The sequence below is a fragment of the Ornithinimicrobium carbonis genome, assembly GCF_050703245.1.
In the GTDB taxonomy this organism is placed as follows: Bacteria; Actinomycetota; Actinomycetes; order Actinomycetales; family Dermatophilaceae; genus Ornithinicoccus.
Genome location: NZ_CP192647.1, coordinates 1,180,824 through 1,197,304, shown reverse-complemented (window position 1 = coordinate 1,197,304; position 16,481 = coordinate 1,180,824). Strand labels below are relative to the sequence as shown.

At 74.8% G+C, this 16,481-nt stretch carries 19 protein-coding genes, 2 pseudogenes and 1 riboswitch; of the genes and pseudogenes, 10 read left to right on the top strand and 11 right to left on the bottom strand.

Annotated features, from left to right (window positions below; translation table 11 throughout):
• Positions 1–56: 56 nt before the first annotated feature.
• Positions 57–497 (bottom strand): very short patch repair endonuclease, encoded by a 441-nt coding sequence (locus tag ACQ95T_RS06085; RefSeq protein ID WP_425940246.1) that lies wholly within the window; start codon positions 495–497, stop codon positions 57–59.
• A gap of 11 nt (positions 498–508) precedes the next feature.
• Positions 509–928: a VOC family protein gene (locus tag ACQ95T_RS06080; protein WP_425940244.1), complete on the bottom strand. Its 420-nt coding sequence runs from the start codon at positions 926–928 to the stop codon at positions 509–511.
• 130 nt (positions 929–1,058) lie between these two features.
• On the opposite strand from ACQ95T_RS06080, the gene ACQ95T_RS06075 reads away from it, so the two are divergent.
• On the top strand, positions 1,059–1,247 hold the full coding sequence (locus ACQ95T_RS06075) for a DUF1059 domain-containing protein (protein WP_425940242.1): 189 nt from the start codon (positions 1,059–1,061) through the stop codon (positions 1,245–1,247).
• A gap of 57 nt (positions 1,248–1,304) precedes the next feature.
• Here the strand turns inward: ACQ95T_RS06075 and ACQ95T_RS06070 are convergent, their stop codons facing one another.
• Positions 1,305–1,994: an NUDIX hydrolase gene (locus tag ACQ95T_RS06070; protein ID WP_425940240.1), complete on the bottom strand. Its 690-nt coding sequence runs from the start codon at positions 1,992–1,994 to the stop codon at positions 1,305–1,307.
• An 88-nt stretch (positions 1,995–2,082) separates the two neighbouring features.
• Here ACQ95T_RS06070 and ACQ95T_RS06065 point away from each other — a divergent pair, with 88 nt between their 5' ends.
• The 7 genes from ACQ95T_RS06065 (at position 2,083) to ACQ95T_RS06035 (ending at position 9,089) form a co-directional block, all read left to right on the top strand.
• On the top strand, positions 2,083–2,910 hold the full coding sequence (locus tag ACQ95T_RS06065) for an ADP-ribosylglycohydrolase family protein (RefSeq protein ID WP_431473650.1): 828 nt from the start codon (positions 2,083–2,085) through the stop codon (positions 2,908–2,910).
• A complete protein-coding gene (locus ACQ95T_RS06060; protein WP_431473649.1) occupies positions 2,907–3,659 on the top strand; it encodes an ADP-ribosylglycohydrolase family protein in 753 nt (250 codons plus the stop codon). Before ACQ95T_RS06065 ends, ACQ95T_RS06060 begins: the two co-directional genes overlap by 4 nt.
• Positions 3,660–3,792: 133 nt before the next feature.
• The gene (locus ACQ95T_RS06055; protein ID WP_425940237.1) at positions 3,793–4,938 is read left to right on the top strand and encodes an ABC transporter substrate-binding protein; all 1,146 of its coding nucleotides are present in this window, start codon (positions 3,793–3,795) and stop codon (positions 4,936–4,938) included.
• Positions 4,939–5,078: 140 nt separating this feature from the next.
• A complete protein-coding gene (locus tag ACQ95T_RS06050; RefSeq protein ID WP_425940235.1) occupies positions 5,079–6,086 on the top strand; it encodes a FecCD family ABC transporter permease in 1,008 nt (335 codons plus the stop codon).
• A 101-nt stretch (positions 6,087–6,187) separates the two neighbouring features.
• Complete coding sequence (locus ACQ95T_RS06045) at positions 6,188–7,255, top strand: FecCD family ABC transporter permease (protein ID WP_425940233.1); 1,068 nt, start codon at positions 6,188–6,190, stop codon at positions 7,253–7,255.
• Positions 7,255–8,184: an ABC transporter ATP-binding protein gene (locus ACQ95T_RS06040; protein ID WP_425940231.1), complete on the top strand. Its 930-nt coding sequence runs from the start codon at positions 7,255–7,257 to the stop codon at positions 8,182–8,184. Before ACQ95T_RS06045 ends, ACQ95T_RS06040 begins: the two co-directional genes overlap by 1 nt.
• A complete protein-coding gene (locus ACQ95T_RS06035) occupies positions 8,181–9,089 on the top strand; it encodes a siderophore-interacting protein (RefSeq protein WP_425940229.1) in 909 nt (302 codons plus the stop codon). Before ACQ95T_RS06040 ends, ACQ95T_RS06035 begins: the two co-directional genes overlap by 4 nt.
• A 270-nt stretch (positions 9,090–9,359) precedes the next feature.
• On the opposite strand, the gene arr is transcribed toward ACQ95T_RS06035, so the two are convergent.
• Positions 9,360–9,797 (bottom strand): NAD(+)--rifampin ADP-ribosyltransferase, encoded by a 438-nt coding sequence (gene arr / locus ACQ95T_RS06030; RefSeq protein ID WP_425941010.1) that lies wholly within the window; start codon positions 9,795–9,797, stop codon positions 9,360–9,362.
• Entirely contained in the window at positions 9,772–10,104 is a 333-nt protein-coding gene (locus tag ACQ95T_RS06025) for an META domain-containing protein (RefSeq protein ID WP_431473648.1), read from the bottom strand. Before ACQ95T_RS06025 ends, arr begins: the two co-directional genes overlap by 26 nt.
• Positions 10,105–10,170: 66 nt before the next feature.
• Between ACQ95T_RS06025 and ACQ95T_RS06020 the strand changes: the two genes are divergently transcribed.
• A complete protein-coding gene (locus tag ACQ95T_RS06020) occupies positions 10,171–11,646 on the top strand; it encodes a DUF5129 domain-containing protein (RefSeq protein ID WP_431473647.1) in 1,476 nt (491 codons plus the stop codon).
• Positions 11,647–11,734: 88 nt separating this feature from the next.
• On the opposite strand, the gene ACQ95T_RS06015 is transcribed toward ACQ95T_RS06020, so the two are convergent.
• Positions 11,735–11,908: a hypothetical protein gene (locus ACQ95T_RS06015; protein WP_425940223.1), complete on the bottom strand. Its 174-nt coding sequence runs from the start codon at positions 11,906–11,908 to the stop codon at positions 11,735–11,737.
• A gap of 114 nt (positions 11,909–12,022) precedes the next feature.
• On the opposite strand from ACQ95T_RS06015, the gene ACQ95T_RS06010 reads away from it, so the two are divergent.
• Entirely contained in the window at positions 12,023–13,105 is a 1,083-nt protein-coding gene (locus tag ACQ95T_RS06010) for an alcohol dehydrogenase catalytic domain-containing protein (RefSeq protein WP_425940221.1), read from the top strand.
• Positions 13,106–13,134: 29 nt separating this feature from the next.
• On the opposite strand, the gene ribH is transcribed toward ACQ95T_RS06010, so the two are convergent.
• From ribH to ribD, 5 genes and pseudogenes are all read right to left on the bottom strand, one after another.
• Positions 13,135–13,605 carry a 6,7-dimethyl-8-ribityllumazine synthase gene (gene ribH / locus ACQ95T_RS06005; RefSeq protein ID WP_425940219.1) on the bottom strand — a complete coding sequence of 157 codons (471 nt, stop codon included), beginning with the start codon at positions 13,603–13,605 and terminating at the stop codon, positions 13,135–13,137.
• Complete coding sequence (locus tag ACQ95T_RS06000) at positions 13,602–13,859, bottom strand: 3,4-dihydroxy-2-butanone-4-phosphate synthase (RefSeq protein WP_431473646.1); 258 nt, start codon at positions 13,857–13,859, stop codon at positions 13,602–13,604. The genes ribH and ACQ95T_RS06000 overlap by 4 nt, the downstream gene beginning before the upstream one ends.
• Before the next feature lie 46 nt (positions 13,860–13,905).
• Positions 13,906–14,301, bottom strand: a pseudogene (locus ACQ95T_RS05995) (3,4-dihydroxy-2-butanone-4-phosphate synthase); the annotation flags it as partial.
• A gap of 160 nt (positions 14,302–14,461) precedes the next feature.
• A pseudogene (locus ACQ95T_RS05990) lies at positions 14,462–14,875 on the bottom strand (riboflavin synthase); the annotation flags it as partial.
• A 104-nt stretch (positions 14,876–14,979) separates the two neighbouring features.
• Complete coding sequence (gene ribD, locus ACQ95T_RS05985; RefSeq protein ID WP_431473795.1) at positions 14,980–16,209, bottom strand: bifunctional diaminohydroxyphosphoribosylaminopyrimidine deaminase/5-amino-6-(5-phosphoribosylamino)uracil reductase RibD; 1,230 nt, start codon at positions 16,207–16,209, stop codon at positions 14,980–14,982.
• 10 nt (positions 16,210–16,219) lie between these two features.
• A riboswitch (FMN riboswitch) is annotated at positions 16,220–16,346 on the bottom strand.
• Positions 16,347–16,481 lie beyond the last annotated feature (135 nt).

The following is a 16,481-nucleotide window of genomic DNA, read 5'->3' as shown; positions in this document are numbered from 1 at the left end:
CCCCCCGAGACAGGACGGTCGGTCCCTCCAGCGTAGGACCGCCGTCGGGACGTCGTCTACGGCCGGGCGCGGGCCTCGCGCAGCGCCGACTCGACAGCCGCCGTGGCGACCGCGACGTCCTCGTGCTCCCAGATCCGTACGACCGACCAGCCCGCGTCCCGCAGCAGCCGGTCGGTGTCCGCGTCGCGGGCCTGGTTGGCCGCGAGCTTGGCGGCCCACCACGGCCCGTTCGCCCGCGGCTGCGTCCCGTGCTCGGGACAGCCGTGCCAGAAGCACCCGTCGACGAACACGGCCAGCCGGGCCCTGGTGAACGCGATGTCGATCGACCGCCTCCGGTTGCCCGGCACCGGGTGCACGACCCGGAACCGGTGGCCCGCGGCGTGCAGCGACCGGCGCAGCGCGAGCTCGGGAGCGGTCTCGCGGCGGGGCGCCCGGGACATCCGGGCCGACACCTCCTGCCAGGAGGCCCCGGGGTGGGGCGGGACGAGGGCGGGCACGCGGGCTGCGCCTAGGGACCGAAGGACGCGGGGGTATGCGGGGTGCTCGGCGCCGCGAAGTACGCCGGGTGCGGCTCGAGCAGGCAGAACTCGTTGCCCTCCGGGTCGGCCATCACGTCGTGCGCCTCGACCCCGTCCTCGACGACGGTCCGGACGAGCGTCGCCCCCAGACCCTCCAGCCGCCGCCGCTCGACCTCGCGGGAGATCCCCTGCCCAGGAAGCAGGTCGAGGTGCAGGCGGTTCTTGACGACCTTGCCCTCCGGGACCGGGGTGAAGGCGAGGTACGGCGGCGCGCCGCCGGGGCTGCCGACGGTGGCCCACTCCGGGTCGTCGCGGCGGACCTGCCACCCCAGGGCGGCCGCCCAGAACCGCGCCTGCCCGAGGGCGTCCCGGCTGTCCACCACGGTGTTGTACCACTGCAGATCGGCCATTCCTGGACGGTAGCAACGGGTCGGCCCCCGGTGCGTCGGTCTCGGGTGACACCTTCCCCCTCGGGGCGCCCGGCGATACCGTGGTGGACGGGCCCCTCCCGCGGCCCGTCCACGGCAAGGAGGCTGTGCCATGACCAGGGAACTGAACTGTCGCGACGTCGGGTTCGACTGCGACGGCGTCGTCCAGGGACCGACCGACCAGGACGTGCTCAGCCAGGCGGCGACGCACGCCCAGGAGGTGCATGGCCTGTCCGAGGAACAGGTCTCCGACCCCGGTTTCGCCCAGCAGGTCTCGGCACAGATCCACGACCGCGGCTGAGCTGCCGCGCCGCGGTCAGCCGCGCAGCAAGGGCGTCGGCTGCAGCACGCGCGGCGATCAGCCGCGCAGCAGGGGCGGGTGCAGCACCGCGCCCTGGATCCCTGCGGCCCGGTAGAGCCGCGCGGGACGACCGCGGCGCCCCTCGGCATACCTCCCGGTGTCGGTGAGGAACCCCTCGGTGCCGAGGACCTTGCGCTGGAAGTTGGACCGGTCCAGCTCGCTCCCCCAGACCGTCTCGTAGACGCGCCGCAGGTCGCGCAGGGTGAACTCACGCGGACAGAAGCTGGTCGCCAGGGTGGAGTACTCCAGCTTGGCGCGCGCCCGCTCGACCCCGTCCGCCAGGATCTGGGCGTGGTCGAAGGCCAGCGGCATCGACAGCGCCTCCTCCACCGGCCACCACCGGGCCTCGGCGGCGTCCGTGCCCGCGGTCGGCTCGGGAAGGTGGGCGCCCAGGGCGATCCAGGCGACGGTCACGACCCGCTCGGGCCGGGGGTCGCGGCCCGGCGCCCCGTAGGTGCGCAGCTGCTCGAGCAGCAGGTCGTCGCGGGTGACGTGGCACTCCTCGGCGAGCTCGCGGTAGGCCGCGTCCTCCAGGTCCTCGTCCGCCCGGGTGAAACCGCCCGGCAGGGCCCACCGGCCGGCGAACGGCTCCTCCCCGCGGCGGACCAGGAGCACGCTGAGGACCTCGTCGCGGATGGTGAGCGCCACGACGTCGACGGTCACGGCGAAGACGGGGAAGGCGGCCACGGTCCCAGCCTAGCCGGTTAAGGGTCACCGGCACCCTTTGTCGGTGGACTGGGATAGAGTCATCTCGACACGAAGAAAGAAGGTCCTCATGAACCTCAGCCCCCAGCACCGCACCGCCGGCCCGACCGGCCAGCACCGCACCGCCGGCCCCGCCGACCAGCACCGCAGCGTCGGCCCGACCGGCCAGCACCCCACCCGGCGCCATGCTCCCCTGCACCTCACCTCCGTCCAGAACGACCGCGCCGCCGGCGTCCTCCTCGGCCAGGCGTGCGGGGACGCCCTCGGTGTGCCCTACGAGTTCGGCAGCGCCCGGCTCGACCCGACGACCGGCCCGCGGATGGTCGGCGGCGGGCTGGGGGGCTACGCCCCCGGAGAGTGGTCCGACGACACCCAGATGGCCGTGGCGGTCGCCGAGGTCGCCGCGACAGGGGCGGACCTGACCGACGCGGAGGGTCTGGAGCAGGTGGCCGCCGGGTTCCTGCGGTGGTACGCCGACGGTCCCGCCGACATCGGCGTCCAGACCCGCCGGGTGCTCGGTGACCGGGACCGCCGTCCCGGGCCGGACCACGAGGTGCTGCGCGCCCTCGCGGCCGGGCTGCACGAGCGCACCGGCCGCACCGCCGGCAACGGCGCCCTCATGCGGACGGCGGTGGTCGGGCTGACCCGCCTGGACGACCGGGACGCCACCGCGACGGCCGCCCGCGCGGTCGCCGAGCTGACCCACGCCGACCCGGTCGCGGGCGACTCGTGCGTCCTGTGGTCCGAGGCCGTGCGCCGCGCGGTCCTCGACGGGGTCCTCGACGTCGCCGGCGGGCTGGACCTGCTGCCGCAGGAGCGGCCCACCTGGTGGGCCGAGCGGCTGCAGGAGGCCCAGGTGCAGGCTCCGGAGTCGTTCGCCGGCAACGGCGGACGGTGACCGCCCTCCAGGCCGCCTGGTCGGCGATCTGGCACACCCGCGAGGAGAGCGCGGGCCCTGCCCACGTCGTCGCCGCGATCGAACGGGCGATCGGCATCGGGCACGACACGGACACGGTCGCCGCGATCGCCGGTGGGCTGCTGGGGGCGCGCTACGGCACCTCGGCGCTGCCGTTCGCCTGGACGCGGGCTGTCCACGGCTGGCCCGGCCTGCGGGCCCGGGGCCTGGTGCACCTGGCCGTGCGCACCGCCCACCGCGGCCGGCGCGGCGCCCAGGGATGGCCGGGGGTCGCGCGGATGGACGACGGCCGTCAGCGCAGGCGCGCCGTCCCGCTCCCCTCCGACCCGGACGTCCTCCTGGGCACCTTCGCCGACCTGGGGCGGGTGCGCGAGCTCGGCGTCGACGCGGTCGTCTCGTTGTGCCGCCTCGGGGAGGAGGAGCACGCCCCCGCCCCCGTCGCCCCCCGCGATCACGCCGAGGTCTGGCTCGTCGACTCCGACGACCCCGACAGCCACCAGCACCTGCGGTTCAGCCTCGACGACGCGGCCGGTGCGGTCGTCACGCTGCGGTCGGAGGGCCGGCGGGTGCTGCTGCACTGCGTCGCGGCCCACCACCGGACCCCCGCGGTGGCTCTGCGCTACCTGCGGGCCAGGGGGATGGAGCGGTCCGCCGCCCGGGCCGAGGTCACCACGGTCCTGGGGCGGGAGGAGATCGGGGGGCTGCTGTGGCAGGAGGCCTGCCGGGACTGAGGCGCGGGCGAGGGACGGGTGGCGCTGCGCCATACCCGTCCGTCCGTGTTTGCAAATCAAGGTTAGGACATCCTAACCTCACCCCGTCACGCTTCCCGGACCCTGCTGAGGGTCCCTGCCCGAGGAGTCCTCGATGTCCCCACGCACCGGCCTCGCCCGCCCGGCCGCCCTGGCCGCCGCCGCCATGCTCACCCTGACCGCCTGCTCCACCGGCCCGACCTCCGGGGCGGCCGACGAGGGGACGGTGGGCGGCGCCGACGACTCCGGGCAGGGCACGGGCGCCGCGAGCGGTGACGCAGGGGCCACCTCCACCGGTGACGCCGGGACGGCCTCCGGCGGCGAGGACAGCGGCACCTTCCCGGTCACCGTCGACCACGCCTTCGGCAGCACCGAGATTCCCCAGGACCCCCAGCGCGTGGTCACGGTCGGCTGGACCGACCACGAGGTGATGGCCGCCCTCGGCGAGGTGCCGGTGGGCGCGGTCAAGATCAACTGGGGCGGCAACGAGGCCGGCTCGACCGACTGGTTCGACGAGGCGGTGACCGAGCTGGGCCACGACCCGGCCGAGATCACGCGCTACGACGACTCCGACGGCATCCCGGTCGACGAGATCGCCGCGATGGAGCCGGACCTGGTCATCGGCAGCAACTCGGGCATGAGCCAGGAGGACTACGACCGGCTCGCGCGGATCGCGCCGACGGTCGCCTACCCCGAGACCGCGTGGGCGACCCCGTGGCGGGAGTCGGTCGAGCTCGTCGGGAAGGCGATCGGCCGGCCCGAGCAGGCGCAGGAGGCCGTCGCCGAGACCGAGGCCGAGCTCGCGGCGGCCCGGGAGGAGCACCCCGAGCTGGAGGACACCTCCTTCGCCTGGGGCTGGTTCAGCCCGACGGACACCTCGACGATCGGCCTGTACAACGTCATCGACCTGCGCCCCCAGTTCCTCACCGAGCTCGGCATGGTCAACGCGACCGTGGTGGAGGAGATGAGCGGGAACGAGAACTTCTCGGCCAATCTGTCCGCCGAGCAGGCGGACACCCTGGACGCGGACGTCTTCATCTTCTACAGCGACGGGGGCTTCACCGCCGACATGCTGCTGGAGGACCCGCTGCTCTCGCAGATCCCGGCGATGGCCTCCGGTGCCTACGTCGAGGCCGGCGAGCCGCAGGACGTCGTGGGCATGAGCTCACCGACCCCGCTGTCCATCCCGGTGGCCCTCGACCGCTTCGTCCCGCAGGTCGCCGAGGCCGCGGCCACCGCGGCGCAGGACGAGGCCCGCTGAGCGGTCCGCCCCGTCGTACCCGGAGAACGCCACGCCCGTGAGCGGGCAGCACCCCGCAGACCGGCGACACCCCCGCAGATCGGAGAGCAGCCATCGTCACGCCCCTGGGCACCGCCGCCAGCACGCCGCCGACCGACGGCGTGCTGGTCGGTCGTCGCCGGACCTGGGGGCCCCTCGCCGTCGGGCTCGGTGCGGTCGCGCTGGCCGTGGCCGTCTCGGTGGCGGTCGGGTCGCGCACCCTCAGCCCCGGTGAGCTCGTCTCCGGGGTCGACGCCGTGCTCCGTGGCGTGAGCACCGACCCCGCCGGTGCCGTCGTGGCCGCGCGGGTCGACCGCACGATCATCGGTGCCGTCGTCGGCCTTGCCGTCGCACTCTCGGGCGCCGCGATGCAGGGACTCACGCGCAACCCGCTGGCCGACCCCGGCATCCTCGGCGTCAACGCCGGTGCCTCGCTCGCTGTGGTGCTCGGCATCCAGGTGCTGGGCATCGGGTCCTCCGGGGCGTTCGTCTGGCTCGCCCTGGTGGGCGGGGTCGTCGCCGCCGTCGTGGTGTATGCCGTCTCCGCCGCCGCCCCCGGAGGGCCCGCCCCGCTCACCATGGCCCTGGCCGGCGCCGCCCTCACCGCGGGCGGCGTCAGCGTGGTCGCCGGTCTGCTGGTCAGCGACCGCAGCGCGCTCGACACCTTCCGGTTCTGGCAGGTGGGCAGCGTCGCCGGGCGACCGGTGGGCCTGGTGCTCGACGTCCTGCCGCTGCTGGTCCTCTCCCTCCTCGTCGTCGCCCTGTCCGGGCCGGTGCTCAACGCCACGGCGCTGGGCGACGACCTGGAGCGGGCGCTCGGCCAGCGGGTCCACCTGGCCCGCGGGACCGTGGCCCTGGGCGCCGTCGGCCTGGCCGCCTGCGCGGTCGCCCTCGCCGGACCGGTGGGTTTCGTCGGCCTGGTCGTGCCGCACCTCGTCCGCCTCGTCACCGGCCCCGACTACCGGCGCATCCTCATGGGCAGCGCGATCGTCGGGCCGGTGCTCGTGCTGCTGACCGACACCCTCGGCCGGGTCGTCATGCCGCCCTCGGAGATCCAGGTCGGCCTGATGACCGCGGTCCTCGGCGCCCCCGGCCTCATCTGGCTGGTGCGCAGGACGGCCGTGCGATGAGCGTCCACGGCACCCGCTCCGTAGACCGGGCGGAGAGCGCGCCGGCTAGGCCTGCCGCGAGCGCCGCAACCGCCGCAACCGCGGCGACCTCAGCACCCTCAGTGGCCGGTACCGCTGCCCACGCCGTCCCCGCCGAGCACCGCCCCGACCGGATCGAGCAGGTCCGGTCCTCCCGCCGCCAGGCCGGGCGGCGCGGCCGCCTGGTCCTCGGCGGCCTGCTGGTCGCCTGGCTGCTGGCCATGGTCGTGCGGACGCTGCTGGGCGACTTCACGATCACCGTCCCCGACTTCTGGCGCATCCTGCTCGGCACCGGTGAGGTGGCGGGCGGCGCCGAGTTCGTCCTGCTGGACTCCAAGCTGCCGCGCGCCGTGGCGGGCACCCTCGCCGGGGTGGCACTGGGGGCCAGCGGTGCCACCTTCCAGCTCATGGCCCGCAACCCGTTGGCCAGCCCCGACGTCCTCGGACTGACGATGGGGGCGAGCGCCGCGGCCGTCTTCACGCTCGTGGTGCTGGGCGGGTCCGGTGCAGCCGTGACCGTGGCGGCTCTCGTCGGTTCGGCCCTCGTTGCCGTCGCCCTGCTTACGCTCTCCGCCTCCCGCCGGGGCACCGCACCGACCAGGATGATCCTCGTCGGCATCGCCCTGTCGGCGATGCTCACCTCGGTGGTGCACTGGGTGCTGCTGCGCGCGGACATCTACCGCGCGCACGAGGCGATGGTGTGGCTCACCGGCAGCCTGTCCGGCGTGACCTGGCCCCAGATCGGGCTCCTCACGGTGGTCGTCTCGCTTGCCGTCCCGCTCCTGCTCGCCACGGCGCGCGAGCTGCACCTCGTCGAGCTCGGTGACGACGTGGCCGCCGGTGTCGGCGCCGCGCCCGGCACCGTGCGCGCCCGGGCGCTGATGCTGGTCGTCCTCCTCGTCGCGGCCACCACCTCGGTCTGCGGGCCGATCGCCTTCGTCGCCTTCCTCTCCGGCCCGATCGCGCGGCGGCTCCTCGGCGGCCGCGCCTCGATCGGCGCCGCGGCCCTCGTCGGCGCGGTCGTCGTCGTGCTCGCCGACCACGCCGGCGCCTACGCCATGCCCGACGTGAATCTCCCGGTCGGCGTCGTCACCGGCCTCGTCGGCGCCCCGTTCCTCCTGTGGCTCCTCACCCGTGAAAGGGCTTCCTGATGACCTCCACCGCGCTCCGGGCCGAGGGGCTCAGTCTCGGCTACGGCGAGCAGACGATCGTGCACGACCTCGACCTGACCGTCCCCGAGGGCAGGATCACCGCGATCGTGGGACCCAACGGCTGCGGCAAGTCGACGCTGCTGCGCGGCCTGTCGCGCCTGCTGCGTCCCCAGGACGGTCGGGTGATGCTCGGCGACCACGACGTGCACCGGATGCCGACCAAGCAGGTCGCCCGGTCGATGGCGCTGCTGCCCCAGCACCCGGTCGTGCCCGAGGGCATCACCGTCGGCGAGCTCGTCGCCCGCGGCCGTCACCCGCACCACGGGCTGCTGCGCCGCTGGACCCGCGAGGACGACGAGGTCGTGGCCACGTCGCTGGAGCTGACCGGTACCACCCACCTGGTGGGCCGTGAGGTCGCCGAGCTCTCCGGCGGTCAGCGCCAGCGCGTCTGGATCGCGATGGTGCTGGCGCAGCGCACCGACCTGCTGCTGCTCGACGAGCCGACGAGCTTCCTGGACATCGCCCACCAGGTGGAGGTCCTCGACCTGGTGCGCGACCTGTCGGTCGACCGCGGCACCACCGTGGTGATGGTGCTGCACGACCTGGCGATGGCGGCCCGCTACGCCGACCACCTCGTGGCGATGCGGGGCGGGCGCGTCGTGGCCGAGGGCAGCCCGCGCGAGGTCGTCACGGCCGAGACCGTCTGCGAGGTCTTCGGCATCACCTGCCGGGTGCTGTGGCAGGAGGCCACCGGCGACCTGTCGGTCATCCCCCTGGGTCGCCACCGCCCGGTCGGGCACCTGCTCGGAACGGCGGGCTCACCGCGACTCGCGCCGGAGGCCGTCGGGCTCGACGCCGGCACCCGCGAGCAGGCGGAGGCGGACGGACTCGACGCCGGCGCCCGCGAGCAGGCGGAGGCGGTCCGGTGAGCCCCCCCACCACGGAGGTCACGGCCGCTCGGCCCGCGAACCCCGGGCCGCAGGTCGAGCCGGAACACGGGTCGGCCAGCCGGATGGAGCGCGCCGACCACCGGTGCGTGCCCGCGACCGTCCTGGCCACCACGCGTGTGGCGCTTCAGCTGCACCGTCTCACCCTGGCCGTTACCGGGCTGGCGGGGTGGGCACCCCTGGGCCCTGACGAGTTCGTCGGTCTCGTGCTGCCCCGTCCCGGCACGCGGTTGCCCGACCTGTCGGGCATCACCGGCCCCAACCCTCGACCTGTCGTCGCCGCGCTGCCGGAGCCGGTCCGCCCGGACGTGCGGTGGTACACCGTCGCGGACCACCGCCCTGCCCCGGAGTTCCGGGGCGACCGGTCCACGGAGGGAGGCACGACCGAGATCGACGTCGACGTGGTCCTGCACCCGCCCGGGGAGGTCGACGAGGGACCTGGTGCCACCTGGGTACGCCGCGCCCGCCCCGGTGACGAGCTGGCGGTCCAGACCGGCACGACCTGCTACCACCCGCCCGCCACGGCACGGACCCGCCTGGTCGCCGGGGACGAGACGGCATACCCCGCGCTCCGCCGGATCCTGCAGGAGGAGGGCGACGTCGAGCTGCACGCGGTGCTGGAGGTCGACGTGGAGGACGCCCTCCCGCCGCTGCCCCGCCCGCGGCGTGGCAGCGTCGATGTGGTCCTGCGGGAGGGCCGTCCACCCGGAGAGGCGCTGCTGGCGCACCTGCGGTCGGCTGAGCTGCCCGACCTCGACTACGGCTGGGTGGTCGGCGAGCAGGACCTGGCCGCGCGGGTGCGTCGCCACCTGGTCCGGGACAGAGGGCTGGCACGGACGTCGGTGTACTTCTGCGCGTACTGGATCCTGGGACGCCCCCGCGGCTGACCGGCCGGTCGTCCGGGAGCCGGGCCGGGGTCCAGGTACCTGCACTTCCAGGGGAACGGCCTGCCCGTCCGCCGAGGGCCATGGCCAGCCGACGTCAGCCGTCGTGACCGGTCTGTGGCGCAGTCGATCGTGGCCCCCATCAGGGCTTCGATCGACTGCAGGAGATCTCCAGACACTCGCACGACCCCGCAGCTCACGGACGTCCACCCCACGGACGTCCACCACGGACCTCCGGCACGCGGCAGCCCCACAGCCGGCCGCAGCCCGTGCTCAGTCGTCGATCGCCTCGACGCCCTGCGCCTTCAGCTCCTCCAGGCGGGCCTGCATGTGGGCCAGCACCTCGGGCGGATGACCCTCCCAGTCCTCGACCTCGCCGAGGACGCGCACCGGCTCACGGGTGCGGTAGGACCGGGTCGGGTTGCCGGGGAACTTCTTGTCGGTGAGGTTCGGGTCGTCCTCGAACGCGCCCGTCGGCTCCACCCGGTAGACGTGCCCCCTCCCCTCCCCGACGGACAGCTCGGCGCCCCAGACGGCCGCGTCCATGGTCGCGGTGAAGTAGACGTGGTTGGCCACCCGCCGCGAGCCGAAGTTGGACCGCTGGCCCGGCTCGAGCACGTCCCCGACGCGCAGCTCGGCCTTGGTCCCGTGGAAGTACGGGCCCGTCTCGTCCTCGACCGGCACGCTACCGACCCCCTGGTCCCTGCGGATCGAGGACCAGCAGGTCCCCGCCCTCGCCGTCCGACAGCCGCATCCTGGTGCCGGCCACCTCGTAGTGCCGCGCCGCCTCCAGCGCGTCGAAGAACTTCTGCTTCATCGCCATCTGCTCCTCCGTCCCTCCCACCGCCGTCCGTATGACGTCCTCGACCTCGAACGACCCGTCCGCACGCCAGGTGCAGGTCCCGCCGAACCGGTTGACACCAGAGTGCCCGCTGACCTCACCGTCGTCCAGGGTCGTCGTCGGGACCACCTCGGCGTCGTCGGCCCCCGAACCTACTCCCGGTGGTCGTGGAACCATGGAGGGGCGCGGTGCCGTCCGACCACGACTGCGGGCGAGCGTCGACCGCGGAGAGGAGCTCGGGGTATGTCGATCCGTCAGCGGGTGCTCGTCGGGGGCGTGGCGACGCTCGGGGTGGTGGGGGCGAGCGTGGGATGGTTCCTCGCCGAGGCTCCCCAGCACCGGGCGAGCGAGATCCAGCTGGAGGACACCGCCGGGATCATCTCCGAGCCGGACCTCGCGGCCGGGGTGGCGGACGTGCGCTTCCACGAGCCGACCACGGTGGCGGTGTTCACGCACCGCGGCGGCGAGGAGGCGCTCACCGACGACCTCGCCCTCAACGACGCCGTCCTGGAGCACGCCCGGGAGAACCGTACGGACTGGCTCAGCGAGGACGAGCAGCGGTGGGCCGACGGGCTCTACATCTGGGCGGTCGACCCCGAGGGGCGGCTCGTCGGGACCTACTTCGGCGACGACCGGGCGGTCGGCGACGACGCCCAGCTGGCGATCCAGGACGCCACCAAGGAGGACCTGGGGTCGGGGCGGTGGACCGACGGGGCCGTGGTCGGCGTCGAGGAGGCCGCTGGGCGGATGAACGCCCCGTTCATCCGGACCGCCGGCGGTGCGGCCGTCGCCGGGGTCGCCTCGTTGGCGACGCTCGCGGGGGCCGGCACCTGGCTCGGTGTCGGCGTGCACCGTGCCAGGAAGAGCCGTCGCAGCCGGGCGGCCGGCGACACGGCGATGGCCAACGTCGTACGGGACCAGGAGGTGACCGAGCTGCACGCGCGGCTCATCCCGGAGGACTCCCGCTACGGCGGTCTGATGCTGCGGCGCTACGACGACTACAGCCGCGGCGTGCGTGAGCTCACGGAGCTGGGCAACTCGGCCCGCGGCATACCCGAGAAGCACTACGACACACCGGAGGCCGTCGAACGTCTCGCAGCCTACGAGGAGAGGGCGACGTCCCTGGACCAGCTGGACGACGTGATCGCCGACACCGCCGCCTTCCTCAACCGGGACCGCGCGTGGGTGGACGCCTGGCACCGTCAGGTCGCCCCCGTCCGGACGGACCTCGAGGGCGTCGAGGACCTCCTGGGCACCGAGCTGCCCGAGGAGGTGCGCGGCCTGCCCGAGGCGGACCGGTTGCGCACCTTCGCCTCCGACGAGCTCGCCGGGCTGGACCGGCTCCGCGGGGAGCTCGAGCACCGACGGGTCTCGCCCGACGACGCCCTGGACCACCTGCGGGCGACCCGCGACGCGCTGAGCGAGCGGCTCGACGACCTGGCCGGGGCCGTGGCACGGACCTTCGGGGAGGACGAGGACGACGAGCGAAAGACCCTGGACGAGGCGTGGCGGACCGAGCGTGGCCGGCGCCGTCCCGAGCCGACGATCCTGGCGACGGCCTACCCGACCTGGTCGTGGTTCGGGACCCACTCGTTCCTGTCCGGCTGGTCGGCCGGGAAGGGCGAGGTCGAGCAGTCCCGCTCGGCCGCCACGGGAGGGGCCTCGTCCGGCTACAGCGGGGGCAGCTTCAGCGGGGCCGGCAGCTCGTCCCGCTTCTGAGGGGCGGGCAGCTCGTCACGGTTCGCAGGTGCCGGCAGTCCGCCCGGGCCTCGGCCGGCCCGTGTCCCGGGACGTACACCCCTGGACGTCAGCCCGGGAGGTCCTGGTCCTGCCGCCGACCGTCCTGCGGCCGCCCTGGGGCGCGCCCGATCCCGGCGTCGCGCAGGCCGTGACGCACGCCGAGGCGGACCAGCAGGTAGACGAGGACCAGCGGCAGGAGGTACACCAGCAGGATCACCAGGTGCGAGAGCTGGATGCGCATGCAGGCAACCTAGTCCCTGGCGTCCCACCGCGTCGCCCTCCGTCCGGAGGCGCCCCGGCCGCGTGCGCCGGGATCGGCACAATGGGGCTGCTGACCACCACCCCGAGGAGCCCCGTGTCCCAGGACCACCCCACCATGCGGGCCGTGCGCTTCGACGCGTTCGGCGAGCCGCCCTACGTCACCGAGGTCGAGGTCCCGCGCCCCCGGCCGGACGGCGTCGTCGTCCGGGTCGAGGCGACGGGGGTCTGCCGCTCGGACTGGCACGCCTGGCAGGGCCACGACGACGACATCACCGACCTGCCGCACGTGCCGGGGCACGAGTTCGCCGGAGTCGTGCACGAGGTCGGGGCGGACGTGCGGTCGGTGGCCGTCGGCGACCGCGTCGTGGTCCCCTTCGTCTGCGGGTGCGGCACCTGCGAGGTATGCCGTGCCGGCGCCTCCCAGGTGTGTCCCTCCCAGTGGCAGCCCGGCTTCAGCGGGCCGGGCTCCTTCGCCGAGCTCGTCGCCGTGCCGTGGGCCGACCACAACGTCGTCCACCTGCCCGACGAGATCGGGGCCGACGTGGCGGCGAGCCTGGGATGCCGCTTCGCCACCGCCTACCGCGGCGTCGTCGACGTCGCCCGGGTGACCGAGGGCGAGCACGTGGCCGTCCTCGGCTGCGGCGGGGTCGGGCTGGCGGCGGTCATGGTGGCCCGGTCGCGGCGCGCGCACGTGGTGGCGGTGGACGTCAGCCCGGATGCGCTGGAGCTGGCTCGGGCGGTCGGCGCGGAGGAGACCGTGCAGGTGGACGTCGCCACCGATCCGGGTATGGAGCGCGCCGTCGCCCGGGTGCGTGACCTCGTCCCGGGTGGGGTGGACGTGGCGGTGGACGCCCTCGGCAGCGTCGCGACGGCCCGCGCCGCGACCTCGGTGCTGCGCGTGCGGGGTCGCCACCTGCAGCTGGGACTGATGCCGCCGGTGGTCGTCGCGGACCGGGCGAGCGTCCCGATGCACCTGGTGGTCGCCCGGGAGCTGCAGGTGCTGGGCAGCCACGGGATGGCAGCGGCCGACTACCCGCGGATGCTGGCCGACGTGGTGGCCGGGCGGCTGGAGCCGGAGACGTTCCTGGGGCGGACGATCACGCTGGAGGAGGCACCGGCTGCGCTGGCCGCGATGAGCGGACGGACGACACCCGGGGTGACGATCGTCCGGCCGTGACGAGGTTCGTCTCCAGGGGTGGGCCGCTCCTACCGGTCGCGCAGGACCGCGGCCGTGGCGATCGCAGCGCCGGCGGCCTCGTGACCCTTGTCCTCCTGCGAGCCGGGCAGGCCGGCCCGGTCGAGCGCCTGCTGCTCGTCGTCGCAGGTGAGCAGTCCGAAGCCCACCGGGATCCCGGTGGCGACGGAGACCGAGGTCAGGCCGTCGGTGGCGGCGGAGCAGACGTAGTCGAAGTGCGGCGTCCCGCCCCGGATGACGACGCCGAGGGCCACGAGCGCGTCGTACCGTCCGGACCGGGCGAGCCGGGCCGCCGCGACGGGCAGCTCGAAGCTGCCGGGCACGCGCACCTCGTCGACGTCGGTGACCCCGGCCTCGGCCAGGGCCCGCCGGGTGCCGTCCAGCAGCCCGTCCATGACCACGGTGTGCCAGGACGCGGCGACCACGGCCACCCGCATCCCCCGGCCGTCGGCCTCCACGGTGGGGGCTCCGCTGCCGCTCATGTCCTGCTCCTCGTGTGCTCGGGGGTGGGGTGGGGCTCGTCCTCCGCCCCCGGTGGGGGCGTGCGGTCCAGCTCTCGGCGGTGGGCGACGAGCTGCTCGATGGTCAGCACCGGCAGGTCGTGCTCGGCCCCCAGGGCCAGCACCTGGGTCGTGCGCAGCATCTCCCCCTCGTCGTCGACGAGCTCGGCGATCGCCGCCACCGGCGTCAGCCCGGCCAGGACGCACAGGTCGACCGCAGCCCTCCGTGTGGCCACGCCGCGCGAGCACCCCGCCCGGTCGGGCCCGCAGCGGCACGACGTGGCCAGGTCGGCGCAGGTCCGTGGCGACCGTGGAGGGGTCCCCGAGGGCGGCCACGGTGCGGCACCGGTCGGTGGCGCTGATCCCCGTGGTGACTCCCTCGGCGACGTCCACCGTGATGGCGTACGCCGTACGCAGCGCGTCCTCGTTCTGCTCCACCATCGGCGGCAGGCCCAGCCGGTCCGCCCAGTCGGCGGGCATCGGCGCGCACAGGTAGCCCGAGGAGTGGCGGATCGTCCAGCCCGTCCACCGGGGCGTGATCGTCTGCGCGGCCAGGACGACGTCCCCCTCGTTCTCCCGGTCGACGTCGTCGAGCACCAGCACCGGAAGCCCCGCCCGCAGGGCAGCCAGGCCCTGGTCGACCGACGACAGCCCGGGCACGACGACCTGGCTGCTCATGACGGCACCTCGACGTCCACGCTGTCCGTCGCCGCGTCCGCACGGTCCGTTCCCGCCGAGGAACGACCCGCCGCAGTGTCCGGGGCGAGCAGCCGCTCGACGTCTTGGCGAGCACGTCCACCTCGACGTTGACCTCGTCCCCGGGCTGACGGGCGCCCAGCGTCGTCAGCTCCAGCGTGGTCGGGATGAGGCTGACCTCGAAGGCCTCCTCGTCGAGCGCGGACACGGTGAGGGACACCCCGTCGAGGCAGACCGAGCCCTTGTGCACGACATACCGGGCGAGCTCCGGCGGAAGCGCGAACCGGACCACCTCCCACCGGTCCCCCGGAGTGCGCGAGAGCACCCGGGTGGTCCCGTCGACGTGACCCTGCACGATGTGGCCGCCGAGGCGGGCGTCGACCCGGACCGCCCGCTCGAGGTTGACCGGGTCACCCTCCGTCAGCCGGCCCAGCGTGCTGCGCGCCAGGGTCTCGGCCATGACGTCGGCCGCGAATCCGTCGTCCAGGACCTCGGTCACGGTCAGGCAGACGCCGTTGACGGCGACGGAGTCGCCGTGCGCCAGGTCGGGGACCACGGTCGGTCCGTGGACCTCGACGCGGCTGCTATCCTGTCCTGTGCGTCGGTACGGCGGGCCAGGCGGCCCAGCTCCTCGACGATGCCGGTGAACATGGCGCTCCTTCAGGAGGTGGAGGACGGGGTGAGCGTCCGGTCGGTGGCGTGGGTCGGGGCGGGGTCGGTGCCGAGCGGCGCGGGGTCGGCGTGCCCCGGCGCGGGGCCGGCGGGACGGTCGGGGCGGGCGGAGACCGGGACGAGGGAGAGCCGCAGGTCGGGGCCCACGCGGGCCACGTCGCGCAGCTCGAGGCGGGCGGCGTCCTCGATCGAGCCGATGCCCAGGTCCCCCACTCCGGGCGGTCCGGCCCCCAGCAGCGCGGGCGCCAGGTAGACGAGCACCTCGTCGACGCATCCGGCCCGCCAGAAGGCGGCCGCCAGGGCGGGCCCGCCCTCCAGCAGCACCCGGTGGACGCCGCGTCGGGACAGCTCGGCCAGCACCTCGTGCGGGTCGTGGGTGCGCAGGTGGAGGAGCTCGCCGGCACCCGAGCGCAGCCTCGCCCCGGCGGGTACGTCCCGCCGACCCACGACCACCCGCAGGGGCTGGTCGGGCAGCAGCTCGCCCTGGGGCGTGCGCGCGGTCAGGCTGGGGTCGTCCCGCAGGGCGGTGCCGGTGCCCACGACCACGGCGCCGACCGTGGCGCGCAGCAGGTGGGCGTCGGCCCGGGCCTCGGCGGAGGTGATCCAACGGCTGGAACCGTCGGCGGCGGCGACCCGTCCGTCGAGGGTGGTGGCCATCTTCCACACCACGACGGGTCGACCGGCCCGGGCGGCCGCGGTCCAGTCCGCGACCAGCGCCCCGGACGCCGGGTGCTCCTGGTGGGTGACCTCGATCCCGCTGTCCCGCAGCACCTCCGCACCCCCGGCGGCCCGCGGGGTGGGATCGGGCACGGCATACACGACCCGGGTGACGCCGGCCCGGAGCAGCGCGCCCGTGCAGGGACCCGTGCGCCCGTGGTGGGCGCAGGGCTCGAGGGTGACGTATGCCGTGGCGCCCGCCCCGCGCGCGCTCCCCCCGTCGGCGAGCGCGCCTCGACCTCGGCGTGCGGCGTCCCTGCTCCGCGGTGGTGACCTTGACCCACGACGAGCGTCCCGCCGGGGGCGACCAGCACGCAGCCGACCCGGGGGTTGGGGTCGTGGGCGGGACCGTGGAGGGCCACCGCGACGGCGTGGTCCAGCCAGTCGGTGTCGGTGCTCATCCGGGTGTCCTCCGTCGTCGGTCAGGTCCGGGACGAGGGGGACGACGGCAGAGGACCGGGGGCCGGGGGGCGGTCGAGGAGCGACCGCCCACGCCGACACGTGGTCCACCGCGCGCTGCCTCCCATCCGGACTCTCACCGTCGGTCCTGGAGTTTCACCAGGTCAGCCGACCGCTGGCTGCGGCCGGTTCGCGGACTGTCACCGCCGGCTCGGACTTTCACCGACCCCGGAGCGCGTGTGCTCTACCCCTCCACGGTATCAGGACGGGGAAAGGTCGCAGTAGGACGGAGGACGGGTGGCGGGAGGACGAGGGCAGCAGCACGGGTGGCAGGAGGACGGGGCAGCAGCACGGGTGGCAGGAGGACGGGTGGT

Bases quoted from the DNA above. Each gene is read 5' to 3' on its own strand.
- ACQ95T_RS06015 (WP_425940223.1), bottom strand. From the start codon at position 11,908: ATGCGCATCCAGCTCTCGCACCTGGTGATCCTGCTGGTGTACCTCCTG.
- ACQ95T_RS06055 (WP_425940237.1), top strand. From the start codon at position 3,793: ATGTCCCCACGCACCGGCCTCGCCCGCCCGGCCGCCCTGGCCGCCGCC.
- ACQ95T_RS06040 (WP_425940231.1), top strand. From the start codon at position 7,255: ATGACCTCCACCGCGCTCCGGGCCGAGGGGCTCAGTCTCGGCTACGGC.
- ACQ95T_RS06065 (WP_431473650.1), top strand. From the start codon at position 2,083: ATGAACCTCAGCCCCCAGCACCGCACCGCCGGCCCGACCGGCCAGCAC.
- ACQ95T_RS06080 (WP_425940244.1), bottom strand. From the start codon at position 928: ATGGCCGATCTGCAGTGGTACAACACCGTGGTGGACAGCCGGGACGCC.
- ribH (WP_425940219.1), bottom strand. From the start codon at position 13,605: ATGAGCGGCAGCGGAGCCCCCACCGTGGAGGCCGACGGCCGGGGGATG.
- ACQ95T_RS06025 (WP_431473648.1), bottom strand. From the start codon at position 10,104: ATGGTTCCACGACCACCGGGAGTAGGTTCGGGGGCCGACGACGCCGAG.
- ACQ95T_RS06075 (WP_425940242.1), top strand. From the start codon at position 1,059: ATGACCAGGGAACTGAACTGTCGCGACGTCGGGTTCGACTGCGACGGC.
- ACQ95T_RS06020 (WP_431473647.1), top strand. From the start codon at position 10,171: ATGTCGATCCGTCAGCGGGTGCTCGTCGGGGGCGTGGCGACGCTCGGG.